The organism is Bartonella sp. AD13SXNS (genome assembly GCF_042196465.1).
GTDB lineage: Bacteria > Pseudomonadota > Alphaproteobacteria > Rhizobiales > Rhizobiaceae > Bartonella.
In genome coordinates, this window is record NZ_JBHIQI010000003.1 from 50,026 (window position 1) to 75,729 (window position 25,704).

The 25,704-nt window shown below is 34.2% G+C and carries 22 protein-coding genes and 1 pseudogene; 12 read left to right on the forward strand and 11 right to left on the reverse strand.

Annotated elements, in window-relative coordinates:
- The first annotated feature begins 11 nt into the window (after positions 1–11).
- The 8 genes and pseudogenes from tmk to ACFIMQ_RS03525 all read left to right on the forward strand — a co-directional run bounded on the left by tmk (position 12) and on the right by ACFIMQ_RS03525 (position 6,197).
- Positions 12–656 carry a dTMP kinase gene (gene tmk, locus ACFIMQ_RS03490; protein WP_375616249.1) on the forward strand — a complete coding sequence of 215 codons (645 nt, stop codon included), beginning with the start codon at positions 12–14 and terminating at the stop codon, positions 654–656.
- Positions 653–1,696 (forward strand): DNA polymerase III subunit delta', encoded by a 1,044-nt coding sequence (locus ACFIMQ_RS03495; protein ID WP_375616248.1) that lies wholly within the window; start codon positions 653–655, stop codon positions 1,694–1,696. The genes tmk and ACFIMQ_RS03495 overlap by 4 nt, the downstream gene beginning before the upstream one ends.
- A gap of 76 nt (positions 1,697–1,772) precedes the next feature.
- Positions 1,773–3,332 (forward strand): methionine--tRNA ligase, encoded by a 1,560-nt coding sequence (metG, locus tag ACFIMQ_RS03500; protein WP_375703407.1) that lies wholly within the window; start codon positions 1,773–1,775, stop codon positions 3,330–3,332.
- On the forward strand, positions 3,322–4,095 hold the full coding sequence (locus tag ACFIMQ_RS03505) for a TatD family hydrolase (protein ID WP_375616246.1): 774 nt from the start codon (positions 3,322–3,324) through the stop codon (positions 4,093–4,095). The genes metG and ACFIMQ_RS03505 overlap by 11 nt, the downstream gene beginning before the upstream one ends.
- A gap of 10 nt (positions 4,096–4,105) precedes the next feature.
- Positions 4,106–4,915, forward strand: coding sequence for an MBL fold metallo-hydrolase (locus tag ACFIMQ_RS03510; protein ID WP_375703408.1), 810 nt, complete (start codon positions 4,106–4,108; stop codon positions 4,913–4,915).
- 109 nt (positions 4,916–5,024) lie between these two features.
- Positions 5,025–5,384 carry a hypothetical protein gene (locus ACFIMQ_RS03515; protein WP_375703409.1) on the forward strand — a complete coding sequence of 120 codons (360 nt, stop codon included), beginning with the start codon at positions 5,025–5,027 and terminating at the stop codon, positions 5,382–5,384.
- 75 nt (positions 5,385–5,459) lie between these two features.
- A pseudogene (locus tag ACFIMQ_RS03520) lies at positions 5,460–5,711 on the forward strand (MBL fold metallo-hydrolase); the annotation flags it as partial.
- 123 nt (positions 5,712–5,834) lie between these two features.
- Positions 5,835–6,197, forward strand: a complete 363-nt coding sequence (locus tag ACFIMQ_RS03525; protein ID WP_375703410.1) for a hypothetical protein — start codon at positions 5,835–5,837, stop codon at positions 6,195–6,197.
- Between the two features lie 356 nt (positions 6,198–6,553).
- On the opposite strand, the gene ACFIMQ_RS03530 is transcribed toward ACFIMQ_RS03525, so the two are convergent.
- From ACFIMQ_RS03530 to pcsA, 3 genes are read right to left on the reverse strand one after another with little or no spacing between them, the layout of a single operon-like run.
- Positions 6,554–6,964: a DUF6163 family protein gene (locus ACFIMQ_RS03530; protein ID WP_375703411.1), complete on the reverse strand. Its 411-nt coding sequence runs from the start codon at positions 6,962–6,964 to the stop codon at positions 6,554–6,556.
- Positions 6,961–8,007, reverse strand: coding sequence for an enoyl-CoA hydratase/isomerase family protein (locus tag ACFIMQ_RS03535; protein ID WP_375703412.1), 1,047 nt, complete (start codon positions 8,005–8,007; stop codon positions 6,961–6,963). Before ACFIMQ_RS03535 ends, ACFIMQ_RS03530 begins: the two co-directional genes overlap by 4 nt.
- A gap of 21 nt (positions 8,008–8,028) precedes the next feature.
- Positions 8,029–8,847 (reverse strand): phosphatidylcholine synthase, encoded by an 819-nt coding sequence (pcsA, locus tag ACFIMQ_RS03540; protein ID WP_375616241.1) that lies wholly within the window; start codon positions 8,845–8,847, stop codon positions 8,029–8,031.
- A 176-nt stretch (positions 8,848–9,023) separates the two neighbouring features.
- Here pcsA and ACFIMQ_RS03545 point away from each other — a divergent pair, with 176 nt between their 5' ends.
- From ACFIMQ_RS03545 to sodC, 4 genes are all read left to right on the forward strand, one after another.
- The gene (locus ACFIMQ_RS03545; RefSeq protein ID WP_375703448.1) at positions 9,024–10,250 is read left to right on the forward strand and encodes a UbiH/UbiF family hydroxylase; all 1,227 of its coding nucleotides are present in this window, start codon (positions 9,024–9,026) and stop codon (positions 10,248–10,250) included.
- 1,129 nt (positions 10,251–11,379) lie between these two features.
- Positions 11,380–11,724 (forward strand): hypothetical protein, encoded by a 345-nt coding sequence (locus ACFIMQ_RS03550; protein WP_375616240.1) that lies wholly within the window; start codon positions 11,380–11,382, stop codon positions 11,722–11,724.
- Positions 11,717–12,058, forward strand: a complete 342-nt coding sequence (locus tag ACFIMQ_RS03555) for a hypothetical protein (RefSeq protein WP_375703413.1) — start codon at positions 11,717–11,719, stop codon at positions 12,056–12,058. Before ACFIMQ_RS03550 ends, ACFIMQ_RS03555 begins: the two co-directional genes overlap by 8 nt.
- Before the next feature lie 444 nt (positions 12,059–12,502).
- Positions 12,503–13,030, forward strand: coding sequence for a superoxide dismutase [Cu-Zn] SodC (gene sodC, locus ACFIMQ_RS03560; protein ID WP_375616238.1), 528 nt, complete (start codon positions 12,503–12,505; stop codon positions 13,028–13,030).
- 620 nt (positions 13,031–13,650) lie between these two features.
- Here sodC and ACFIMQ_RS03565 read toward each other — a convergent pair.
- The 8 genes from ACFIMQ_RS03565 to sufD all read right to left on the reverse strand — a co-directional run bounded on the left by ACFIMQ_RS03565 (position 13,651) and on the right by sufD (position 25,700).
- A complete protein-coding gene (locus ACFIMQ_RS03565) occupies positions 13,651–14,583 on the reverse strand; it encodes a COG2958 family protein (protein ID WP_375703414.1) in 933 nt (310 codons plus the stop codon).
- Positions 14,584–15,011: 428 nt separating this feature from the next.
- Positions 15,012–17,762 carry a DEAD/DEAH box helicase gene (locus ACFIMQ_RS03570; RefSeq protein ID WP_375703415.1) on the reverse strand — a complete coding sequence of 917 codons (2,751 nt, stop codon included), beginning with the start codon at positions 17,760–17,762 and terminating at the stop codon, positions 15,012–15,014.
- A gap of 23 nt (positions 17,763–17,785) precedes the next feature.
- Positions 17,786–19,405, reverse strand: a complete 1,620-nt coding sequence (locus ACFIMQ_RS03575; RefSeq protein ID WP_375703416.1) for a site-specific DNA-methyltransferase — start codon at positions 19,403–19,405, stop codon at positions 17,786–17,788.
- A 22-nt stretch (positions 19,406–19,427) separates the two neighbouring features.
- Positions 19,428–21,068 (reverse strand): site-specific DNA-methyltransferase, encoded by a 1,641-nt coding sequence (locus tag ACFIMQ_RS03580; RefSeq protein WP_375703417.1) that lies wholly within the window; start codon positions 21,066–21,068, stop codon positions 19,428–19,430.
- A 22-nt stretch (positions 21,069–21,090) separates the two neighbouring features.
- Positions 21,091–22,731: a site-specific DNA-methyltransferase gene (locus ACFIMQ_RS03585; RefSeq protein ID WP_375703449.1), complete on the reverse strand. Its 1,641-nt coding sequence runs from the start codon at positions 22,729–22,731 to the stop codon at positions 21,091–21,093.
- Between the two features lie 57 nt (positions 22,732–22,788).
- Entirely contained in the window at positions 22,789–23,190 is a 402-nt protein-coding gene (locus ACFIMQ_RS03590; protein WP_375616233.1) for an SUF system Fe-S cluster assembly protein, read from the reverse strand.
- The gene (locus tag ACFIMQ_RS03595; protein WP_375616232.1) at positions 23,183–24,427 is read right to left on the reverse strand and encodes a cysteine desulfurase; all 1,245 of its coding nucleotides are present in this window, start codon (positions 24,425–24,427) and stop codon (positions 23,183–23,185) included. Before ACFIMQ_RS03595 ends, ACFIMQ_RS03590 begins: the two co-directional genes overlap by 8 nt.
- 10 nt (positions 24,428–24,437) lie before the next feature.
- On the reverse strand, positions 24,438–25,700 hold the full coding sequence (gene sufD / locus ACFIMQ_RS03600) for a Fe-S cluster assembly protein SufD (protein WP_375616300.1): 1,263 nt from the start codon (positions 25,698–25,700) through the stop codon (positions 24,438–24,440).
- Between the last annotated feature and the right edge of the window lie 4 nt (positions 25,701–25,704).

The following is a 25,704-nucleotide window of genomic DNA, read 5'->3' on the forward strand; positions in this document are numbered from 1 at the left end:
AAGGTTCATACGTGTCAGGTTATTTTATCACATTCGAAGGAGGGGAGGGAGTAGGAAAAACAGTACAGATTTCTTTGCTTGCTGAATATCTCTCTCAAAAAGGTTATGATGTTGTTACAACACGAGAGCCAGGAGGAACAGCAGGAGCAGAAGCAATCAGACATATTGCGTTATCGGGGCAAACACAACAGTATGGACCGTTGATTGAAGCTGTTTTGTTTACAGCGGCACGCGCCGACCATGTTCATGAAGTTATCGCACCTTCTTTGCAAAAAGGTAAAATCGTTTTATGTGACCGCTTTATTGATTCTACACGCGTTTATCAAGGACTCAATGATAGAATTAGCTCCTCTCTTCTTTCTGTTTTAGAGTGTATTGCACTCAATGGTATCATGCCCCATTTAACATTTTTATTAGATATGCCAGCAATATGGGGCATGAAGCGCGCAAATTTGCGAAGAAAAAAAACAGAAGTAATTGATTATTTTGAAAAAGATCAGTTGGAAGTTCAAGAGCAAAGGCGTCAAGCTTTTCTTCAATTGGCTAAACAGGAACCCCATAGATTTCGAGTCATTGATGCTACTAGTTCTGTGGAATCCATTGCAGATCAAATAAAAAACATTTGTCATCAGGTATTGTTGGATCAGTTTTCATGAGTAATGTAAATATCTCACACCAATATGATGATATTGATACAATTTTATCACCATCTCAGAATAATGTTCTCTTTGGTCATGAGGATGTTCGCCACTTTTTGACACAAATGCTTAAAGAAAAGCGTTTGCATCATGCATTATTATTTGAAGGAGAATATGGAATTGGAAAGGCTACATTAGCTTTTCACCTTGCTTGGAATATTTTAAGTTCTCAAAAGGATACTTTCCTAAACCCTGATCCCCATTCTATTCCATGGTGTCAAATTACGCAAGGCAGTCATCCTGGCCTTCTGTATATTTCACGTCGATTTGATGTAAAAACGCAAAAGTTTAAAACAGGAATACTTATTGATGATATCCGTGATATTATGCATTTTCTAAGCCAAACATCGCAAGATAATGGATGGCGTATTGTTATGATTGATTCTGCAGATGATATGAATAGAAATGCAGCAAATGCAATTCTTAAAATACTTGAAGAACCACCTGCCAAGACTCTCTTTATTATTATTGCGCACTCTTCAGGAAAATTACTTCCAACAATTCATTCACGGTGTCAAAAAATTTCTTTTCGTCCATTGAGTAATGAAGAAATGAAAAAAGTCATTACACATATTTTCTCCAATCAGGATTTACCTGATGAGAAAACTATTGAAATGATTATTAAAAAATCTAAAGGAAGCCCTCGAAAAGCTGCTTTACTTATTCGCCATGGCGGTCTTGAAGTTATTAAAATGATAGATGCTCTCTTAGAGAAACCTGTTTGTAATGCAACTATTGTACATAATCTTGCACAAACATTTTCATCTGTTTCTTCCCTATTTCAATTTCAACAATTTTGTGATGAAATTCTTGATAAAATTCAAAAAAAAGCTATCATGCTCGTCGAAAAAGGAGATCTATTTCTCTCAAAAAAATATGCGCAAAAGTGGCAAGAAATTCATCAAGAAATAGAGGAAGTACAAGTTTTTAATCTCGATAAGAAGCAGTTTGTTATTAACGTTCTTTTTAGAATTCATAAGATCATTCACGAAAATTAGTTTTTCCGTGACAATGTGATGAACAGACGTTATGTCATTGTATCTTCTCTTTATGGCATTTTACAATGGATATGACATGCGTGACACATATTACATAACAACTCCCATTTTTTATCCTAATGGTACTCCACATATTGGGCATGCCTATAGTGCAATTGCAAGCGATGTTTTAGCCCGCTTTCAACGGTTAAACGGAAAAAATGTATTTTTTCTTTCTGGTACAGATGAGCATGGTCTCAAGATGCAACAAACTGCAGCAGTATTAGGCGTGACACCTCAGCAACTTGCAGATCGTAATAGTGCGGTGTTTCAAAAAATGCTTGCAGTATTAAATTGTTCTAACGATGATTTTATCCGTACGACAGAAGAACGCCATTATCAAGCTTGTCAAGAAATTTGGAAAAAGATGGAAGCAAATGGCGATATTTATCTCGGTCGTTATACGGGGTGGTATTCGGTTCGCCAAGAAGCCTATTATGAAGAAAAAGATACTGAAATTGGACCAGACAATATCCGTCGCGAGAAGGAATTAGGCTCTCCAGTTGAATGGAACGAAGAAGAAAGTTATTTTTTTAGACTTTCTCGTTATGAAAAGGCTCTTCTTGAATATTATGAAAAACATCCTGATTTTATTGCTCCACTTGAGCGGCGTAATGAAATTATAAGTTTTATAAAATCGGGTTTAAAAGATATCTCTATTTCACGCACAAGTTTTAATTGGGGCGTTGCTGTTCCTGATAATCCAAAGCACGTAATGTATGTCTGGGTTGATGCGCTTACGAATTATCTATCAGCAATTAGTTTTTTCAATGAAAATTCAACAAAACGTGATTTTTGGCCTGCAAATACGCATATTATTGGTAAAGATATTATTCGTTTTCACGCAGTCTATTGGCCAGCATTTTTAATGTCTGCTGGAATTGACTTGCCTAAGAATATTTTTGCACATGGTTTTTTACTTAATCGTGGTACAAAAATGTCAAAATCTATTGGAAATGTCGTTGATCCTTTTGAAATGGTTGATCATTATGGTCTTGATCAGGTTCGTTATTTTCTTCTCCGTGAAGTGCCCTTTGGACAAGATGGTAGTTATAGCCATGAGAGTTTAGTGAACCGTATTAATGCTGATCTTGCTAATGATCTTGGTAATTTAGCACAGCGCTCTTTATCTATGATTGCCAAAAATTGTGATGCAAAAGTTCCGCTACCAGCTTCATTTTTAGTTCAAGATAAACAGCTTTTAGAACAATCTCTTCAAGTGCTTGAAACTGTACATCAAGCAATGTCTTCTCATAGTATGCATTTAGCCCTTTCAGCTATTTTTTCAATTGTAGCAGATGCCAATCGCTATTTTGCCAACGAGCAACCTTGGAGTTTACGTAAAAATGATCGAGATCGATTTTCTACAGTTCTTTATATAACTGTAGAAATCTTGCGGCGAATAGGAATAATGCTTTTGCCTTTCATACCTCAATCAGCAGCAAAACTTCTTGATAGCCTTGCGATTGCTGAAGATGATCGGTTGTTGTATCATATAAGCCATGCGAAAATTCAAGAAGGACTTGATCTTCCACCACCAGAACCAATTTTTCCTCGTTATATCTTGAAGAAAGAAGATACTCATCATGTTGATTGATACACATTGTCATCTTGATTTTGAAGATTTTTCACAAGATTTGGATAATGTTATCCAACGGGCTTTAGATGCTAACGTTAAACGTATGATAACAATTTCAACCCACGTTCATAAGTTAGATAAGCTGTTAGCCATTGCGCAAAGCTATGATCAAGTCTTTTGTTCCGTTGGAACACACCCCAATCATGCGCATGAAGAACAAAATATTACAGCGGAAGAGCTTATACAGCTCTCGAATCATCCTAAAATTGTTGCGTTTGGGGAAGGGGGGCTTGATTATCATTATGATTACTCTACACCAGAAGAACAAAAGAAAGTTTTTCAAGAACATATCATCGCTTCTCGAGAAACACAGATTCCTCTTGTTATCCATTCACGCAATGCCGATATCGATATGGAAAAAATATTGCGCAAACAGATAAAAGAAGGAGCTTTTCCCTTTATCCTTCATTGTTATTCATCTGGAATGCAACTTGCTCGTGCTGGAATTGAGCTTGGTGGTTATATTTCTTTTTCAGGTATTATTACTTTTAAAAACGCTCTTGAAATCCGTGAAATAGCAAAAATTGTGCCCCATGAACATCTGTTGGTGGAAACAGATGCACCATTTTTAGCACCTACCCCTCATCGGGGGAAAACAAATGAACCATCTTTTGTATGCTATACAGCAGCTGTTTTGGCTGAAACAATTGGCTTAAGCATTGAAGAAACAGCTCAAATAACAACCCGTAATGCTTTTCGTTTATTTAGCAAAATGAAATAAGGCAAAAGCTATGTGTGATCAATACCGATTTACAATATTAGGTTGTGGTCCTTCTCCAGGAGTGCCAAGACCTAATGGTGATTGGGGAACATGTGATCCGAATAATCCTAAAAATAAACGCTACAGAAGTTCTTTATTAGTTGAACGCATTAAACCATCAGGAAAAAAAACAACAATCGTTATTGATACGGGGCCAGATTTTCGCTCACAAATGATTGAAGCGCATGTGGACCATCTTGATGCTGCTCTTTACACGCATTCTCATGCAGATCATATCCACGGTATTGATGATTTACGCAGCTATGCACTTGCACAAAAATGTTTAATAGATATCTATGCTGACAGATTTACACTAGAACATCTCAAAAATGCTTTCGGATATTGTTTTCAAACACCAAAAAATTCATCTTATTCTCCTATTTTAAAAGAGCATCTTATTAATGAAGATAGCCAATTTATTATTCAAGGGGAGGGTGGAGCAATAAGCGTTAATACGCATTTACAACACCATGGAAATATTTATTCTTTAGGTTTCCGTATCGGAAATGTTGCCTATTGTACAGATGTTAGTGAGTTTCCTGAAAAAACATTATCCAAATTAACGGGTTTGGATGTTCTCATCATTGAAGCTCTTCAATTTAAATCTCACCCGAGTCATTTTTCTGTTGATCAAGCATTACAATGGATAGAATATTTAAAGCCAAAACAAGCAATACTCACACATATGGATAGATCGCTGGATTATAATGCGGTCGTAAATTACGTCCCATCCTATGTAAAACCTGCGTATCAAGGACTTACTTTCGAAACAACTGCATAAGTTTATTCATGCAATATTTTACGTTAAATAAAGTTCTTTGAAGAATATCCTTTATTTTGTTTTATTTTTGACATAAATGTCACTTTTTTATGTTTAAAATGAGGTTTTTATGTATAAGAATTTTAAGCGGGGTGTATGTATTGCCGTTTTAGCAGTTTCCTTGACAGCATGTGGGGGGCGTTTAGAAAAAAATATTTCAACGACAACATTACATGACGGAACAATGAGTTGTGCCGATATTCAACGGGAGTTTTTTGCCAATAAACGTCAGATTAATGATACAATTTTAGAACGTTCTAAAGCAAGAAATAAAAACGTAGCTTTAGCAGCCGCAAGTGTTGTATTTTTACCTTCTTTGTTTTTTATAGATCCTAAATCAAGCGAAAGTAATGAAATTTCAGCTTTAAATAACCGTAATGCAGTTTTGAGTGATCTTGCACGTATGAAACGTTGTAAAATAGCACAATAATTTTTCTTAGTTTTATTATACGTAATTTCATTACCACTATTTTTGGTCTTTAAGGAATGTACTTTAAAGACCAATTGCACAGATGTTAGTGAGTTTCCTGAAAAAACGTTATCCAAATTAATGGGTTTGGATGCTCTCATCATTGAAGCTCTTCAATTTAAATCTCACCCAAGTCATTTTTCTGTTGATCAAGCATTACAATGGATAGAATATTTAAAGCCAAAACAAGCAATACTCACACATATGAATAGATCGCTGGATTATAATGCAGTCGTAAATTACGTCCCATCCTATGTAAAACCTGCATATCAAGGTCTTACTTTTTAAACAGATGCGTGAACTTATTAACGAAATATATTTTTGTTGATAGTATATTTGTTAAAATTTTAATCTTACTTTTGCTCTATTTAAATCTCATTAAAAACATTTTGTGTTAAAAGCGAGGTTTTTATGTATAAAGAAAACTTTAAATGGGGTGTATGTATTGTCGTTTTAGCGTTTTTTTTGACAGCATGTGGGGGACGTTTAGAAAAAAGTATTCCAGTTACCACATTACATGATGGAACAATGAGTTGTTCTGATATTCAACGGGAATTTTTTGCTAATAAGCGCCAAATCGATGCTACAATTGCAGAACGTTCTAAAGCAAGAAACAAAAATGTAGCTTTAGCAGCGGCAGGCGTTCTATTTGCACCAGCCTTTTTGTTTATGGATGTTAACTCAAGCGAAAGTAATGAAATTTCAGCTTTAAATAACCGTAATGCTGTTTTGAGTGATCTTGCACGTATGAAACGTTGTAAAATAGCACAATAATTTTTCTTAGTTTTATTATACGTAATTTCATTACCACTATTTTTGGTCTTTAAGGAATGTACTTTAAAGACCAAATTTTATTTTAAAAGTAAATTGTATGATATAAATATGATGATGTTTTAAAGGAGGGATTGCTTTACCAAATTATCGCATAATATATATTATGGAACTTTTATAGAAAGGATAAAAGGGTATGCCATCACCACTTTAAGGAATGATAGCAACATTAACTATGGGTACTTCCTACCCAATATACTCGTGTTTGACAATTGAGATGCATAGCCTTTACTTAAAAAACTGATAACCTTTCAAGATTGAAAATCGGGCCTGTTATTCTGGCTCGAAAACTTCAATCATTATAGTTTTTTATTTTTTACTCTTTTTAAAAAAATCATCATAATTTGTAGTATCATAAAAGTTAAAAATAATATTCCATGAAATAATGGTACAAATGGCTGATAAATAAAATCAGAATAATATATTGCTATTGTTTCAATCAATGCTGCAATACACCATAAAATAATTCCCCATGGTGAATACATCCAAAGTCCAATTAAGGCAATAGGATAGAGAATCGCCAATATAGCTGAGGCAAATTGCCACTGCCAAGGCATAAGGTCAAAACGCCATAAAATACCTGGAAAGACACCCACAAGGCGTATCCAATAAAAAATACCTAGGACTAAGCAAATAAGTGCCAAAAACCGTAAGTAACAGTTATAAATTAAATTGATTTTTGAAACCCGTTTGTGAGGATTATTTTTCACAATAATAACTCTTGTTCAACAGGTTGAAAGTAATAATCTATCATTTCATCTGTTACATTTGAGAGTTTATCTGGCTGCCATTGAGGTCTTTTATCCTTATCAATTAACATAGCACGTATACCTTCATGAAAATTATGTGAATTAATCATATGATGTGCAATGCGGTTTTCAATTTTCATACAATCTTCCAACGTTTGAAGTGAATTTTGTTTCATTTGTTTCCAGATAACTTTTAAACTTATTGGAGAACGTGACTGCAAAATATCATAACATTCTTTAGCAAATAAAATACCTTCTTTACTTTTTTTATGAAGCAACTCAAGACATTCTTCTAAGCTATGGGCACTAAAACAAGTATTAATAATACAACGTATTTCGTAACTCGTTTCATAGTCTTTTGTAACGGATCGCTCGTTTAAAGCTAAAAGAGGATCTCCTTGTTCGATAATAGCTTTTCTAACCATATCGAATTCAGTTTCAGGAACAGCATGTGTTGCTAATCCTAAATTTAAGCAATCTCCCCACTTTATGCATGCGCCAGTTAATGCAAGATAAATGCCAAAATGATTGGGCAAAGATGGTAAGAAAAAACTTGCGCCCACATCTGGAAAAAATCCAATCGCACCTTCTGGCATAGCAAAAACTGTATTTTCTGTAACAATTCGATGTGAACCATATAGAGAAATACCTACCCCTCCCCCCATCCAAATACCGTTTACAAAAGAGATGTAGGGTTTTGAAAAACGTTTGATATAAGCATTCAAACTATATTCATCCCTAAAGTATTGATAAGCAGAGGGACTTTTTCCCATATGATAGATTTCTACAACATCTCCACCAGCACAAAAAGCACGCCCCTCCCCTTCAATTAAGACACAAGAAATATCGTTATCTGTCTCCCATATCTTGAGAGCTTTTTTTAAAGCGGAAACCATTCGTTGATTAAGAGCGTTTAATGCTGAAGGACGTGTAAGCTTTATAATACCAGCAACCCCTTCTTTCGTAAAAGAAATATCATCACCTGCTCCAAAGTCAATTTGCATCTCACACCCTTCTTAAAACAACTATTTTATTGTTTTTTCTATATTTTTTGCCCCAAGTTGAGGAAACATTTGCATGATTGCGCCAATACAATATATATAAATTCCTGTTACCGAAATTCCTATTTTAACCCAATCTGGAGCCTCTAGTTGATAAAAGAATGCAGAAACACCAAAAACACACCATAAGAGAAAAATTGGAAAATTAACTCTACGTAAACGAAGAACTCTTACTGGATGGATAAAATAAATTGGCAAAAAAGATATAATAGCCGATAAAACAATGATGATAAAAGTAATCCACTCCCCTGGTCTTACGACAAAAAGCGTAAAAACCATCATATTCCAAACAACAGGAAATCCTTTAAAAAAGTTTTCTTTGGTTTTCATTCCAGTATCTGCATAATAAATAGCAGATGAAATAACAATGATTGCACTCAATGAAAATGATAACCCTACCCCCATAAAACCACTTTGATAGAGTGCAAAAGCAGGAATTAAGACATAAGTCACGTAATCGATGATATTATCTAAGAGCTCTCCAGACCATGTTGGAAGTACGTATTTAACATCAAGTTTGCGTGCAATTGGTCCATCTATACCATCAACGAGAAGTGCAAGCCCAAGCCAACAGAACATAGCTGTCCATTCTTTTTGAGAGGCCGATATAAGAGAAAGAAATGCTAAAAATGATCCCGAAGCTGTTAGTAAATGAACAGAAAAAGCCTTTGCTTGTGGCATTGTTACTTTTTTATGGCGTAATAATTTAGCATTTGTTTTGATTTTCTTTGTTAGCTTACGTTTCAAGGTTTTTTTATCCTCGTTTTTAAAGTCTTCATCCATCTATTATACGCCATCTTTTATCCATGATATGATTCAGCATAAAAAAATCATAAAAAGGTTACTTTTTTATATCGCATTATTTAATACATAATATAATAGAATAGTTTCATGTAATAAAAAGAGAGTATTCATTTGAAAAGGTTAAAATATTTTCTCAATGGAAAAAGGCTCAAATCATTGTGATATTAAAAAAAGAGCATAAAGATATTACTGTTATTGGTGCAGGTCCTGTTGGGATGTTAGCTGCACTGAGACTTGCGCATAAGGGTTTTTCTGTTTTTCTTGTTGGCCCCCCTGCTCATACAGATGAGTTACGGACAACCGCTCTTATGATGCCAGCAATACGCACACTTCAAAAACTCAATATTTGGAATAGTCTTCAAAAACATGCGGCAGCTTTATCGCGCATGAGAATTATAGATATAACTTCTAGGATTGTGCGTGCTCCTACGGTGCATTTTTCTTCTGCTGAAATTGATGAAAAAGCCTTTGGTTATAACATACCTAATGTAGAATTAAACAGTGCTTTAATCGATGCTGTTACCCATATGCCCAATATTACAAGATTTGTTTCTGCTGCTAAATCTTTTCATCACACAAAAAGCCATGTATGTATTACTCTTTCTGATGGTAGAGTCATTCAAGCACCACTTGTTATAGCAGCTGATGGACGTCACTCTCTCACACGTGCTGCAGCAGGGATAAATATCAAACAGTGGAACTACCCACAAAAAGCACTTGTTCTCAACTTTTCCCATGAGTTTTCTCATCAAAATACATCAACTGAATTTCATACAGAACATGGTCCATTTACACAAGTTCCGCTACCAGGACGAAGATCCAGTCTTGTATGGGTTGTCCATCCTTCTCGTGCTGAAGAATTATTGAATATAAAATCAAAAGCAATTGCAAAAATAATCGAAAATCAAATGCAATCAATGCTTGGAACGCTAACCTTAGAAACATCAATTCAGGCATGGCCTCTTTCAGGACTTCTTGCTCATCATTTTGCTGCTAATCGAACGATTTTAGTGGGTGAAGCTGCTCATGTTTTCCCCCCTATTGGAGCACAGGGATTGAATTTAGGATTCCGTGATGTTCAAACTTTAATTGATATTTTACCCAATGAAATATCTGATTCTAACCCTGAAATGATTGTTGCACGTTATAACAAATGCCGCAAACCAGATATATTAATCCGAAGTGAAGCTGTTCATACACTGAACTCTGCTTTACTTTCTCATATGTTTCCTGTTCATATCGTGCGAAGTATTGGGCTTGGTCTATTACATAATTGCTCGCCATTACGTAATTTATTTATGCGCGAAGGAATGTATCCAGGTTACGGATTCAAGGAAATTATGCAAATATTTCCAACAAAATCTCCTAAACAGCTCTATTGAAAAATAATGGATAATAACGTAGAATGAATGCTATTTTGTGTCTAACTTACTAATGCAAACTAACTAAATAGAAATAAATGCATAATATATAAATAACCCAATAAATAATTATTTTTAATAATGCGTTTTGAAAATAAATTTATTCAGTAAAAAAAATATTCTACTATACATTTTTTGGTGTCAATGCTTTAGAAGGTTAATTATGCATAACAAAAATGAATTGTTTAATTCTTTAAAAGTTAATATCATTTAGAGTATCTTTAACAGCTTTTGTAAAAAATTCATACGAGAATGTTCATTTTATTAATTTATGCACTTGTTTAAAGCAAAATCTGACACCTAAAGCCGTTTCGCAATGACACCCCTGTAATGATGATATAAAAGGAAAGCTGTTAAACATTATCATTTTTACCCTTATCAAGGAACAAGCTGGCGCACATTATATTATTATGTGGCCATCCTCTACTATTTTTCCCCCCTTATATTTGAGAGCCTTTCTAAGAATCACTTTATATTTATTCCTTTTTTATGACCTACAAATGATTTTCATTCTTCAGAATAAAAACAGATTTGAAATGAGAGAATTATACGATATTCGTGACGCTTATTTAACATACAAAACAATGAATTATCATTATAAATCTATGTGTTATCAATGAGCAATAATAAGCAATATAATCGCTCTATGGTTTAATATTGCATTTTGGAGCATATCTATTACTGATGTGATAAATATCATTTATTTTCAAGTTGTTATTAAACATTTAAATTTCAGTGCTATTTTATTTTTATACTGTTCTTGTTTTTTTTCTAATAAAATAATAAATTATATTAAAACCATAAATAATATTTATTTTAATTTATGTAATAATATATATATTATTAGTATAATATTCTTATATACCATCTTTTTAAATTACAATATATTTTGCTAAATCATAATAAATACTATTTATTTCAATAGTATAAATTATTAATAATAAAAATAAATAATAAAAAATATTTTTATTTAATCAATAAATTTTCAGAACTTTTTGTTATTAAGTATAATATTAAAAATAAAATCATCCTGGGAACCTGTTAGCAATACAAAGGTTAATAAAGTGTTGTTTCAACAGCAGGTGACAAGATGAAACTAAATAACTTTTTAAAATTAAGTGTTTTTCTTATGATGATTGTATCTGTCTCGTTGATAGTCACGACTTCAATCAGTGAAGTTTTTCACCTTCCTTATTGTCAAACCTTTACCTATACCTCTACTCAAAATATCACTAAAATAGGTCAGAATTCATTTACTGCCTCACAAATTAAAAACTGTCTTATGCAAAATGGTTTTGAGAATATTAAACGATTACGTTTAGATGACAAAGGTATCTGGCGAGCTTTAATAAAATTTAAAAACTCCCATTTTCTCGTATCCATTGATTATTCAGGAACCGTTACCATTCAAAATGAAAGAAAAAAATATGATTAATTTTAAAACTTACAGCACTGTTTCTTTTCAGAATTATAAGACAAATTTTTTCAAAAAGTGCTGGAATTCCATTAAAGAATTTGCTTTCATTGGGGGATTAAATGGTAGCCTATCAGGAGCAATCGCAGCAGCTCTTGCAGCTTATGGTTATATTGCTCTTCCAGGATTTGGTCCAGTTATTGCAATGGGTATAGGAGTAGCATTTTCTGCCGGAATGATAATAGGAGCACTGATAGGATTAGGAATGGGGGGGAGTGTCGGTATATGCTGTATTTTATGGGAGAGTTATATGAATCATAATAGTCCTTTCTCTTATAAATTTCACAATGAATAGAAAAGTTCTCATCATTTTTTCTATGAACAAAAAATTTAAACCGTCAACAAATTATATGTTCTATTTTTTGATGAAAAGATCATCATAAAATGAAATAATAGCTAACTTATTAAAATTCCTTATTTAATTTCTTATTATACCTCAAAAAGTAGATTTTTTTAATGCATCTCTTGAAGAAATGTAAGTGAGATATAATTATCCACCTATAAAAGCTACATTATTTATAAATAAATTTTATAAATAAAAAAATGAGATATATGTTTAGAAATATATAAAAATATACTTTAATTTATTCAGTATTTCTAAAAAGTAATATTTATTTATAAAGTATTTTTCTAAAAAATCAATTTTAGTAAATTATACATATATCTAATTAAGCATAATATTGAAGTAATAATTATTTTTATAGCTAAAAATTATTTAAATTAAATATAAAGGTATTTTATGAGAAAAATATTATTATCATTATTCGTTTTTATGGCATTTTTAATTCATAAAAACTCTGCGTTAGCGATATCGACACAAGTAAATATTTATAAACTAGAAGCTAATAATTCTAAAAAGGCTATTGGTAGCATTAAAATTGAAGAAAATACACACGGTTTAATTTTCGTACCAAATTTGTCTACTTTACCAGAAGGGATGCATGGTTTTCATGTACATGTAAACCCTTCATGTGATACAAAAGATGGCATAATAGGTGGAAGCGCGGGTGGACATTATGATCCAGAGCATACTGGGAAACACTTAGGACCCTATAATATCAATGGTCATCTTGGTGATTTACCGGCACTTTATGTTGATAAGCAAGGAAATGCTGTAATGAGCGTTCTTGCTCCACGATTAAAAACAATCTCTGAAATTAAAGGGCGCTCATTAATAATTCATTTAGGAGCTGATAATCAATCAGATAAACCATTACCGCTTGGCGGAGGGGGGGCACGTTTGGCATGCGGTATTATTGAAAAATAAATAGAATATTATGTTAAACATTCTCTCTTGAGCATAAGATATGATAGAAATTTATTTTTTAAATCCATTTCAAGAAATGAAGTAAACTATGTGAATATTTTATAAAATTGATATTTCTTTTTAAATGTTTAATACAGAGAACAAAGAACTTAATAATAATCAGAACGAACAGCAATCGAAACTGAGGGAATAGTAGAATAAATTCTTTGTAAAAAAACTTCAATATGAGGAAGCAATATTTTTAATGCTTGATGTAAACAGAAGCAACAAAGTTTAATTTCACTCTCTACAATATCAAATGTGTAATGAATTATAATCATTAAGTTTAAGGTATCTAATGGGATCACGCCCTCATACAAAATAGAATACTCAAAAACTTTCACTTGCCCCCTCCTTACCTCCCCTCTCGTGAGAGGCACGAAAACAACCTTGATTGATTAACACCAATATAAGATAGTTTAAAATGATTGAATGCTACGATATTAAAACTTCTCATTAAGTAAAAAATACCAATTATCATTATAAATCAATATAATCAGTCAAATAAAATAGTTAGAGTAATTTTTTGTCACTCTGAACAAAAGAGCTTTTAAACAATAAAACCTTTTTAAAAATACCCCTCATGGGTCCATATGATCCCAATCCAATGGACGCATTTCGCCAGTTTGATAAAATTGACGAATGAGTTTAATATAATCAAGAAAGTCCTTGTTTTCCTCCACTAATCTATTAGCAGTATCCCAATCAATATCACTACGTTCTTTCGCTGGAATTATGATCTCACTCTCGGAAGAGTTTTCTTTATCAAGTCTTATAAATCCAATTCCGTGCAAACTTGAAAGCATCCGAAGCTCTTTTAATGTATCAATACCTTCAATTTCACTAGCAACTAAATAGCTCAAATTAGCCCATGAAGAATTGCTAACTGTTTGAAAAAATGCTTTCCGTAAATTTGAACGATTAATGAGAATTTTAACTTCAAAAGACCAAAGCTTCGTCTTTTTATCAAAATATTGCAAAACACAGTCTTTGATTTCACGATTCCATTCCCTGCTTAAATCTTGTATCCTTACGAGATCCGGATAAAGCCATTTATTGCCGCCTGCACCATGTTTATTACGAGAACATTTCTCATTAATGCGCTTGCTGTAAACTGCAAGCTCTGACCATAAAAATTTAGATACTAATGGATAAAGATCACGCTCTTTAACAGAAGAATCTCTACTTTCTTCATTGTCCTCTACTGCATCAATTTCAGCGCTATCTGTTTGTTTAGTAAAATAATACTGCCGTGGTCGCCCTTCAGTGGTTTTAATTTCTGGATAACGCTTTTGTAGCTGAGGACGTTTTGCTCCTATTTCAGCGACAATTTGCTGAATAAGAGCTGCATCACTGTTAAGGGGAGTGATTATTGCGGTTGAACGTTTTTGTTTTTGGCGGCATTTTTCTGGATAATTCTCAAATATCCATTGAGCAATTTCTCGAGCTGTAAATTTTTTTGTCGGGTTTTTCTTTAAAAAATTAAAAACAGTGTTTGTTAAATTCAAAGTCATATGTAAAACAGCCTACTTTTATCTTCTGGATATTCCATTATATTCAGATATTTCAAAAGAGAACACAACAAACTGTCTATTTTTTTTTGAAAAAAGCTGTCTATAAAATTAAAATATTTTTTCTGAATTTGTGACTATAAATTCAAGGTTTTTTTTCATATAAAGAAAGTAAGCTTCTATTTTTATCAAAAATCATAAATGGGCTGAAAATCCCCATAAAAAAGCATAATATTGTATAATTTCCCTATAAATTTTTCCTTTTATTTTAAGTTAGTTAGAAAAAAATAATAATTTCATGATTTAAGAATTAGCTCATATTCTTAAATTAATGGTGCAACAGGGAACAAAATTAAAAATAATATTCAAACATTTGATTATTTCTCGCATCGACCAGTTAAAAAACTTATGTGTTTTTTTTAAGCAAAAAGTTATGTGCTCTCAAGTATAGATTCTGAAATGGTAAATTCTGCACACAAACCTTCAAAACTACTATTTGCTTTAATAGCATCATGGGGAATAAGAACATAATACCATTTTTTACCACCATAAGTAGCTGCATAATGCGTTGCATGACAACACCATTGAACTGCTGCTTGTTTCTTTTTTAAAACAATAGCATTTTGTATTTCAGAAGCTTTTTTAGGTTCACAAAGATATTTGGCATCCTTCGTTTCTACAACAAAATCCGGTTCATAGGCTGATCCTTTATCATATTCTATCTTGAAAAAACCCCGAGCAGGTTTCATCCATTTCAATACTTTTGCATCGTCTTCTAATATTTGAGCAAATCGTAATTCCCCTTCTACTGAGTCAAACTTTTGCAAAGGATAACAACATTTCCTAAAGCCGCTGAATATAAGTTTCTTAATGTCTCTTTTAATGGTAGGAATATTACGAAAATCAATAGGAGATGTTCCTTGCGGCAAAACATAATGGATAGGTGTTAAAGTTGTAAAACCTCGTGTAACTTTAATCTCATAATCTTTTTGTGTTTCCCATTGATGTTCTCTTAATTGCGCAACAATAAAAGTATTAATCTTATGCTGATAGTGAATTAACACGTTCTCAACAGCTATATCATTGGGTAAATAAGATCGGAAATGTTCTACCATCTGACAAGCCAATTTTCGTAATAATGGCGTATGGCTATCATAATCGATAAAATCATTATCAATTAAACCACGAATGATGTAATTTTCAAGATGAGGTTCTTTAATATATTTATCCTTAGAAGTGAGAAAAATGCTTTTATGGGTACGCAATTCTCGAATTAAAAGTTCTTTACTAACAGGTTGCAAATTTAAACTTTCTAGATTTTCCAAATCAAAATCAGAAAAACCATAAGTAACCTCACGCGAAGGAATGAGTACAATATTAGGAATATCTATGATCAGTTCTGGTAATTGTTTTGTCAGAATTGTAACCACTTTTGACACAAGAGACTTTTGTGCTAGCGGTATAATACTCATAATTTTATTGTTCATTTTTTCTTGTATCGGTGCAGAACAAAGCATTTGAGAACTTGGTAAATTATCATTCTCTTTAATAATATCCCATGCGATAGCAGCAATTTCTTGTTCTTCAGAGGTTAATGTGGGTGAATCCGTATTACGTAACATGATACCGTGTAAATCAGATGTTCCATTTATATCGGAATGACGTGTTACTATCGTTTTTATAAATAAAGCTTCTGCTTGACTTGGAACTGTCACTATATCCGATTTTTCAGAGGATATATCACCCCCTGTTCCAATCTCAATATGCTTTTTTATAATTGAGTTTGGATCGTTTGCACGATCAATAATATCTTGAAAACGATCATGCGCAATGATTGTTAAACGATCAATAGATTCTATGCCTGTTCTATGCCCATAAGGCAAACGCAATCCACGCCCAATTGTTTGTTCCGTTAAAATTTCTGAAGCCGATGCACGCAACGGTACGATAGTATAAAGATTGCTAACATCCCATCCCTCCTTTAATTTATTAACGTGAATAACAATTTCTGTTGGCTCATGAGGATTCTCAATCACAATGAGTTTTTGAATATTTTGATCTTCCTCTATATTTGACTGTTTTGTATGAATCTCTATAACTTTTCCCTTATAAGCTCCTGCAAAAAAATCATCTGATTCCAATAAATCACGCAATTTCTGTGCATGATTTGTATCTTGAGCGACAACTAAAATAAAAGGCTTAACAAACTTTTTGTTATAATCTTTGGCATAGGCAATTAAATCTGCTTTCACGTTTTCATGGGCATGAATTGCATCTTGTAATTTAATATGTTCTAATTGTTCAGATGTATAATTTTGAGGATGAAAGTCTTTACGTGTAGCAACAGCAGGCTCTTTTACAAAACCATCTCTCATAGCCTCTGCAAGTGAATAACTGTAAACAACATTTTTAAAATCTACAGGTTTTGCACCTATTGTTTTCGGTGTCGCTGTAAGCTCTATTCCTAAAACAGGTTTTAACTCATTAATTGCTGCTGCACCAGCAGACGCTCGATAACGATGTGCTTCATCCATTAACAAAACTAAATCAGGAAGATTTGCGAGATAATCAAAATAACTTTCACCAATCGTTTCTTGTAAGCGTTTAATTCGCGGAATACTAGATTTTAGTGCGCCTTTTTTATTATCCGTTGTATTAATTTTAGAAATATTAAAAATATTGATAAAGGCCGTATTCTGATTTTCAAACAAACGTTTTTGTCCGTAATAGTGGTGTTCATCAGCGCGAATACCTTTACCACTTTCATAATCTTCACCTGTAATAATAATGGGTCTATTGGCAATGAATTCACTTATTCCACTAAAAACATACTTCGGACTTTGAGGACTAAAATCCTGTTTTAATTTTTCATAAATAGTCAAGTTTGGAGCTAAAACAAAAAAATGTCGGCTACGACCTGTTAAATAAAGATAACTAATAAAAGCTCCCATAAGTCGCGTTTTTCCAACTCCCGTTGCTAAGGCAAAACAAAAAGAGGGAAAGCTTCGTTCAAAATCTTGTACAGAAGGATAGAGACTTTTTATCATTTCTAATTTCGCAACTAAATCAGCATTTTTAGAAAGCTCTATATTTTCTAAAATTTTCACCAAAATATTTAATGATTCACGTTGAGGATCACGCAACGATAAGCGAGCTGAAATCCTTTTTTCAACACTGTTCATAAAAAAACTCCGCTTTTTATATATTATTCAAATAGATCTAATTCTTGTTGCACAATATCTTTATCTTTGTCGCTTTCTTTTACCACAATCATTGGTTCAAGATTGGCTACATTTAAACTATAATCATCCCTTCCCCATTCGCATTTTTCCAATACTGCACGGGGGATTTTTGTAAGTGTAAGATTCTCAAAGGATGATGATTTTGTATCAAAGGCTGTACAACAAATCAGCAGGGTGCGATGAGAACCAACCTCTTCGCTCATGATACGGAGTTGTTCATGGGTCATGGCGCTCGTTGTGACATAAATATAATCTGTTTCCGTTGAATATCCCTGCATCCAATAATGATTTTCATCCGGTGCATAGGTAAATCCCATATGTTTACACATGGCTTCTGAAAGCATTGCAGCATTATATTCGCGACTAATAATCCATTGTCCCCATGGATCTTTTTGCAACAGAGAAGGCGCAAGGCGATAATAACGAAATCCACCGCCACCTTGCCAATTTACACTTTTAGAAATTCCCCCTTGATCAGTTCCATCAATTACTTGTTTTAAACGAGGAATAATGTGCGTATGACAATGTTCACCAAGTTCAATCATAATCCACTTGCGGCCCATTTTATGAGCAACAGCACCGGTCGTACCAGAACCAGCAAAAGAATCCAATACAAGATCACCAGGGTTGGTAGCAATATTAATAATTCTTTGAAGAAGATGTTCAGGTTTCGGAGTATTAAATAATTCTACTACATAATTAGTAAATATTTTTTTTAATTCATCTTTAGCATTTGCATTATTGGAGAGACCTATCCAAATAGTCTCTGGAATACTTCCTTTATTTTCTGAAAGAAAAAATTTACGGTATAAATTATTTCCTTTAATAATAAGGCGGTCCTCTTTATCTAACTGCTGCATACTTTCTAAATTAACAAGCCAAAGACGCTTAGAAAAAAACTTCCCTGTTTTGGTAGTGTATTCGTATTCAGATCCACCTTGCTGTCTAGCCCATAACCCAAGAACACGATACGCACCTCTTGGATCATTATCTGGATTTACATATGCTTTTTTTGTTACATCATCTAATTCAATTCGATTAATATAAAATTTTGAAGAATCTTTCGCATAAACTAAGATATGATCGTGGGTTGTACTAAAATAACGAGAAGAATTATCCTTTCCTCTTTTTTTATGCCATATGAGATTAGAAACAAAGTTATTACGTCCAAATAACTCATCACACAGTATTTTCGCATAATGTATTTCATTGTCATCCAACTGCATAAAAAGCGCACCATTTTCTGCCAGTAAACGATATAACAATTCTAGCCTGTCTCTCATAAGACTGAGCCATAGGGAATGCTCCAAACCATCTTCATAATGTTCAAAGGCATTGCCTGTATTATAAGGTGGATCAATATAGATACATTTTACCTTCCCCGTATATTCTTGCTCAAGTGCCTTGAGTGCGAGTAAATTATCACCAAAAATAAGTTTATTATCAAAAATATCCTGTGATGATATTTGATGCGAAGCATGATAAGATTTTTCAAGATCTTCTAACAATATACGAGGTTCCAGTTTGGAGCGTTTCTCTTTTCCAATCCAGTTAAGTTCTAATTTTGGTTTATTACGGCTCATTCGTAACCTGCCTCGTTTATAGTTATCCAAATAGATCTAATTCTTGTTGCGTAATATCTTTATCTTTGTTGTTTTCTTTGACCACAATCATTGGTTCAAGATTGGCTACATTTAAACTATAATCATCCCTTCCCCATTCGCATTTTTCCAATACTGCACGGGGGATTTTTGTGAGTGTAAGATTCTCAAATGATGCTGTTTTTGTATCAAAGGCTGTACAACAAATCAGCAGACTGCGATGAGAGCCCACCTCTTCGCTCATGATACGGAGTTGTTCATGGGTCATAGCGCTCGTTGTGACATAAATATAATCCGTTTCCGTTGAATATCCCTGCATCCAATAATGATTTTCATCCGGCGCATAGGTAAATCCCATATGTTTGCACATGGCTTCTGAAAGCATCGCAGCATTATATTCGCGACTAATAATCCATTGTCCCCATGGATCTTTCTGCAACAGAGAAGGTGCAAGGCGATAATAACGAAATCCACCGCCACCTTGCCAATTGACACTTTTAGAAATTCCCCCTTGATCAGTTCCATCAATCACTTGTTTTAAACGAGGAATAATGTGCGTATGGCAATGTTTACCAAGTTCAATCATAATCCACTTGCGGCCCATTTTATGAGCAACAGCACCGGTCGTACCAGAACCAGCAAAAGAATCCAATACAAGATCACCAGGGGTGGTCGCAAGTTGAATGATGCGTTCCATTAACCGTTCAGGTTTAGGAGTTGTAAAAACATTATCAGAATTAAAGGCTTTGACTTCTTTTTTGGCATCTTGGTTGTGCCCTACTTCCTCATAAAGCCAAATCGTCATTGAAACCATGCCATTTTTTACTTCTGATAAAAAACGCTTCAAAGAAGGAACATTGCTTCCTGTGGAGCCAAACCAAATGCGATTATCCTCTAACAGCTTGGCAAACTTTTCTTTACTAACCCGCCAACTAGCTCCAGCGGGAGGCATAACTTTGCGTCCAGAAGGTGTGATGATTTCATAAATGTCCTTAGGTGTTACTCTTTTTGCAGATAAATTATCTGACTTCCAAGGACCACGAGGATCATTATCGGGATTTTTATAGCGTGCATCCATATCACTTGAACGAGGAAGTAAATTAGGGCGCCAAATCGTTTTGTCTTTGGCATAAACCATTATAAAATCATGGTTATCGGAAAGCCACTTTGTATCATTCTGTGGGGCATATTTCTTTTGCCAAATTATATTGTTGATGAAATTTTGGCGACCAAAAATTTCATCCATCATCACTTTAAGATAGGCTTGTTCATCATCATCAATGGAAATCCAAATACTTCCATCATCTGCCAATAAGCGATGTAACAATTCTAGTCTGTCTCTCATAAGACTTAGCCATAGGGAATGCTCCAAACCATCTTCATAATGTTCAAAGGCATTGCCTGTATTATAAGGTGGATCTATATAGATACATTTTACCTTCCCCGTATATTCTTGCTCAAGTGCCTTGAGTGCGAGTAAATTATCACCAAAAATAAGTTTATTATCAAAAATATCCTGTGATGATATTTGATGCGCGGCATGATAAGACTTTTCAAGATCTTCTAACAATATACGAGGTTCCAGTTTGGGGCGTTTCTCTTTTCCAATCCAGTTAAGTTCTAATTTTGGTTTATTACGGCTCATTCGTAACCTGCCTCGTTGATATTTATCCAAATAGATCTAATTCTTGTTGCGCAATATCTTTATCTTTTTCACTTTCTTTTACCACAATCATTGGTTCAAGATTGGCTACATTTAAACTATAATCATCCCTTCCCCATTCGCATTTTTCCAATACTGCACGGGGGATTTTTGTGAGTGTAAGATTCTCAAATGATGCTGTTTTTGTATCAAAGGCTGTACAACAAATCAGCAGACTGCGATGAGAGCCCACCTCTTCGCTCATGATACGGAGTTGTTCATGGGTCATAGCGCTCGTTGTGACATAAATATAATCCGTTTCCGTTGAATATCCCTGCATCCAATAATGATTTTCATCCGGCGCATAGGTAAATCCCATATGTTTGCACATGGCTTCTGAAAGCATCGCAGCATTATATTCGCGACTAATAATCCATTGTCCCCATGGATCTTTCTGCAACAGAGAAGGTGCAAGGCGATAATAACGAAATCCACCGCCACCTTGCCAATTGACACTTTTAGAAATTCCCCCTTGATCAGTTCCATCAATTACTTGTTTTAAACGAGGAATAATGTGTGTATGACAATGTTCACCGAGTTCAATCATAATCCACTTGCGGCCCATTTTATGAGCAACAGCACCGGTCGTACCAGAACCAGCAAAGGAATCCAAGACAAGATCACCAGGGGTGGTGGCAAGTTGAATGATGCGTTTCATTAATCGCTCAGGTTTGGGAGTTGTAAAGACATTATCAGAATTAAAGGCTTTGACTTCTTTTTTGGCATCTTGGTTATGCCCTACTTCCTCATAAAGCCAAATCGTCATTGAAACCATACCATTTTTTACTTCTGATAAAAAACGCTTCAAAGAAGGAACATTGCTTCCTGCGGGGCCAAACCAAATACGATTATCTTGCAATAATTCAGAGAATTTTTTTTCACTCATCGCCCAACTTCTACCATTAGGAGGCATAACTTTGCGTCCAGAAGGTGTGATGATTTCATAAATGTCCTTAGGTGTTACTCTTTTCACGGATAAATCTCCCGATTTCCAAGGACCGCGAGGATCATTATCAGGATTTTTATAGCGCGCATCCATATCGCTTGAACGAGGAAGTAAATGAGGACGCCAAATCGTTTTGTCTTTGGCATAAACCATTATAAAATCATGATTATCGGAAAGCCACTTTGTATCATTTTGTGGTGCATATTTCTTTTGCCAAATTATATTGTTGATGAAATTTTGGCGACCAAAAATTTCATCCATCATCACTTTAAGATAGGCTTGTTCATCATCATCAATGGAAATCCAAATACTTCCATCATCTGCCAATAAGCGATGTAACAATTCTAGTCTGTCTCTCATAAGACTTAGCCATAGGGAATGCTCCAAACCATCTTCATAATGTTCAAAGGCATTGCCTGTATTATAAGGTGGATCTATATAGATACATTTTACCTTCCCCGTATATTCTTGCTCAAGTGCCTTGAGTGCGAGTAAATTATCACCAAAAATAAGTTTATTATCAAAAATATCCTGTGATGATATTTGATGCGAGGCATGATAAGATTTTTCAAGATCTTCTAACAAGATACAAGATTCTAGTTTGGGGCGTTTCTCTTTTCCAATCCAGTTAAGTTCTAATTTTTGTTTATTATAATGCATGGGATCGTTTTTTAATCCAAATTTTTGCGAAAAACGATGCATTTACGGATAGTATTGTTAGTACCATCCGACAGCAATTTGTGCTTCTTCTGACATACAATCAGGTGTCCATGGTGGATCAAAAGTCATAGTGACTTCAACATACGAAACCCCTTCAACTGCACTGACTGCATTTTCTACCCACCCTGGCATTTCACCTGCAACAGGACATCCCGGTGCTGTAAGAGTCATTTCAATTTTTACTGAACGATCATCTTCAATATCAATACGATAAATCAGTCCTAGCTCATAAATATCAGCAGGAATCTCTGGGTCATAAACTGTTTTAAGAGCAGCAATAATATCATTCGTCATACGATCAATTTCGTCTGCTGGAATTGCTGATATGTAAGATTTCTTATTTTCGTTTACACTTTCAACAGATTCTGTAGAATGACGCTCTTCAAGTGATTCAGCCATTAAAAAATGTCCTTGTTTCTTTCAATGATTCTACTAATTGATCTATATCTTCTTGAGTGTTATACATGGCTAACGATGCGCGACAAATAGATGTTAGACCAAAGCGCTGTAATAAAGGCTGTGCACAATGGGTTCCTGCGCGTATCGCAACACCTTTTCTATCAATAAACATAGCGATATCATGAGCGTGAATCCCTTCAATGGCAAATGATATAATCGCTCCTTTATTAGGAGAATGACCATAAATACGCAATGACTCAACCGTTTTCAGTTTTTCATGCGCATAAGCTAAAAGGGACATCTCATGGGCATGAATCTTACTCCGACCTTTCTCTTGTATATAATCAATAGCCGCTGCTAATCCAATAGATTCAACGATAGGAGGAGTGCCTGCTTCAAAACGGTAAGGAGGGGCATTATAAAACACCTTATCGGTTGTTACCTCTTCGATCATTTCCCCTCCCCCTTGAAAAGGACGCATTTCCTCTAATCTATGTTCCTTCCCATAAAGAACACCAATACCAGTGGGGCCATAAAGCTTATGACCTGTAAAGACATACCAATCACAATCGAGATCTTGCACATCAACGGTTAAATGTATTGCTCCTTGAGAACCATCAACCAGAACAGGAATAGAATATTGATGTGCTCGCTTAATAATTTCTTTAACAGGAGGTACAGTTCCTAATATATTAGACATATGCGTTATAGCAACAAGCTGCGTTTTTTCGCTTAAAGCCTTTTGGAAATCTTCAATATGCAGAACACCATTTTCATCAACAGGAACAAAAACAAGTTTAACACCTTTTTGTTCCCGGAGAAAATGCCAAGGAATAATATTTGAATGATGTTCCATAATCGTTAGAACAATCTCATCACCTTCCTTGAGCTTGGGCATAGCCCAACCATAAGCAACAGTATTAATAGCTTCCGTTGCATTTTTCGTAAAAACAATTTCTTCAGCTTTTTGTGCATTTAGAAAAACACGAACGGTTTCACGAGAATTTTCATAGGATTGCGTTGCTGCATTGGCTAAAAAGTACATTCCTCTATGCACATTAGCATAACTATAGTGATAATAATTATTCATTGCATTGAGTACTGATTGTGGTTTTTGGGCAGAAGCAGCACTATCAAGATAGGCTAATCGCTTTCCATAAACTTGATGGTGCAAAAGAGGAAAATCACGTCGAATTTCTTCGACATTATAGATAAATGTTTGTACATTATTTTCCATTTCTCCTCCCTTAAACATTTTTTTCAAGCCATTTACCAATGATATTCTCCAAAATAATCTGAATATTATCTTGCTTGATGTCATCAATAAGCTCAGAGATAAATCCTTTAATCAAAAGTGCACGAGCCGTTTTAAATGGAATACCGCGCGCCATGAGATAAAAAAGATAATCATGATTAATATTAGCAACTGTTGCACCATGACCGCATGCAACATCATCAGCAAAAATCTCTAATTCAGGCTTTGCATTAAATTCTGCATCATCTGAAAGGATAAGGCTATTACAGGCCATACGTGCATCTGTTTTTTGCGCTTTTTGAGCAACACGTATTATCCCTTGAAAAACACCTACAGCCCTATCTGTAACGACATTGCGTATAATTTCCGTTGATGTTGATCTTTCATTAAGATGACAAACAGTCATTGTAAGATCACTATGTGTTTGCCCTGATAATAAATTTATAACGCGTAATTGGAAATCAGATTCTTCTCCCCGTAATTTAATATCGATTTCCTGGCGATTTAATTGACTCCCTATATTAATGACATAAAGTGATAGCTTGGCTCCTTGATCAAGAATAGCACGAAATTGGCCAAACTGTGTAGAATTAAAATCACGATTGCGAATAAGAATCCACGTAACATCACTATCAGCAGCAATATTTAATGAAAATACTGAACTGACAAAGGTATCTTTATCATTGCCAACCTGATGTTCAATAAACACAACCTGACTATTTTTATCAACTTTTATATCTGAAAAAATATGCGATTGTCCCCCCATTTGTATATTTTGTAATTCAATGGGTATATTTAGCTTTGTATTTTCAGGAATATGAAAAAGCCAACCATCTGTAACAAAAGCTGTATTTAACTGTCCAATAAAATTATCATCAGAAATGTTTTGATTTATCTGTATAGAATTATCTTCTAATGCATCTGAAAGGCGTTTTACTGTAATATTGTCTACCTTGGACTGTGTCGATGCTTTTCCATTGTTCATGGAAAAAACAGCGCTTTCTGAAAGTAATGCATCAACCAATTGATTGTCTTGGACTTTTGAAAAGTTGCTAACAGACTTCAATAATGTGCGTAGATTTGTATAGTGCCAACTTTCGATTTTACGGGAAGGAAGCCGTGTCATTTGAAACTGCTGAATAGCTTTCTTGCGAATTTCCCGCACGGCTTTATTACCAGGTAAGTCGTTTATATACTGGTTGAAATTACTGAGTATATCTTCTTCAACCGCTAACAAGTTTTGCTGTGCATTCATATTA

What these genes read in the sequence shown, in the direction of transcription:
- ACFIMQ_RS03495 (WP_375616248.1), top strand. Translation starts at nt 653, where the DNA reads ATGAGTAATGTAAATATCTCACACCAATATGATGATATTGATACAATT.
- metG (WP_375703407.1), top strand. Translation starts at nt 1,773, where the DNA reads ATGCGTGACACATATTACATAACAACTCCCATTTTTTATCCTAATGGT.
- ACFIMQ_RS03505 (WP_375616246.1), top strand. Translation starts at nt 3,322, where the DNA reads ATGTTGATTGATACACATTGTCATCTTGATTTTGAAGATTTTTCACAA.
- ACFIMQ_RS03510 (WP_375703408.1), top strand. Translation starts at nt 4,106, where the DNA reads ATGTGTGATCAATACCGATTTACAATATTAGGTTGTGGTCCTTCTCCA.
- ACFIMQ_RS03515 (WP_375703409.1), top strand. Translation starts at nt 5,025, where the DNA reads ATGTATAAGAATTTTAAGCGGGGTGTATGTATTGCCGTTTTAGCAGTT.
- ACFIMQ_RS03525 (WP_375703410.1), top strand. Translation starts at nt 5,835, where the DNA reads ATGTATAAAGAAAACTTTAAATGGGGTGTATGTATTGTCGTTTTAGCG.
- ACFIMQ_RS03535 (WP_375703412.1), bottom strand. Translation starts at nt 8,007, where the DNA reads ATGCAAATTGACTTTGGAGCAGGTGATGATATTTCTTTTACGAAAGAA.
- pcsA (WP_375616241.1), bottom strand. Translation starts at nt 8,847, where the DNA reads ATGGATGAAGACTTTAAAAACGAGGATAAAAAAACCTTGAAACGTAAG.
- ACFIMQ_RS03550 (WP_375616240.1), top strand. Translation starts at nt 11,380, where the DNA reads ATGAAACTAAATAACTTTTTAAAATTAAGTGTTTTTCTTATGATGATT.
- ACFIMQ_RS03555 (WP_375703413.1), top strand. Translation starts at nt 11,717, where the DNA reads ATGATTAATTTTAAAACTTACAGCACTGTTTCTTTTCAGAATTATAAG.
- sodC (WP_375616238.1), top strand. Translation starts at nt 12,503, where the DNA reads ATGAGAAAAATATTATTATCATTATTCGTTTTTATGGCATTTTTAATT.
- ACFIMQ_RS03565 (WP_375703414.1), bottom strand. Translation starts at nt 14,583, where the DNA reads ATGACTTTGAATTTAACAAACACTGTTTTTAATTTTTTAAAGAAAAAC.
- ACFIMQ_RS03570 (WP_375703415.1), bottom strand. Translation starts at nt 17,762, where the DNA reads ATGAACAGTGTTGAAAAAAGGATTTCAGCTCGCTTATCGTTGCGTGAT.
- ACFIMQ_RS03575 (WP_375703416.1), bottom strand. Translation starts at nt 19,405, where the DNA reads ATGAGCCGTAATAAACCAAAATTAGAACTTAACTGGATTGGAAAAGAG.
- ACFIMQ_RS03580 (WP_375703417.1), bottom strand. Translation starts at nt 21,068, where the DNA reads ATGAGCCGTAATAAACCAAAATTAGAACTTAACTGGATTGGAAAAGAG.
- ACFIMQ_RS03585 (WP_375703449.1), bottom strand. Translation starts at nt 22,731, where the DNA reads ATGCATTATAATAAACAAAAATTAGAACTTAACTGGATTGGAAAAGAG.
- ACFIMQ_RS03590 (WP_375616233.1), bottom strand. Translation starts at nt 23,190, where the DNA reads ATGGCTGAATCACTTGAAGAGCGTCATTCTACAGAATCTGTTGAAAGT.
- ACFIMQ_RS03595 (WP_375616232.1), bottom strand. Translation starts at nt 24,427, where the DNA reads ATGGAAAATAATGTACAAACATTTATCTATAATGTCGAAGAAATTCGA.
- sufD (WP_375616300.1), bottom strand. Translation starts at nt 25,700, where the DNA reads ATGAATGCACAGCAAAACTTGTTAGCGGTTGAAGAAGATATACTCAGT.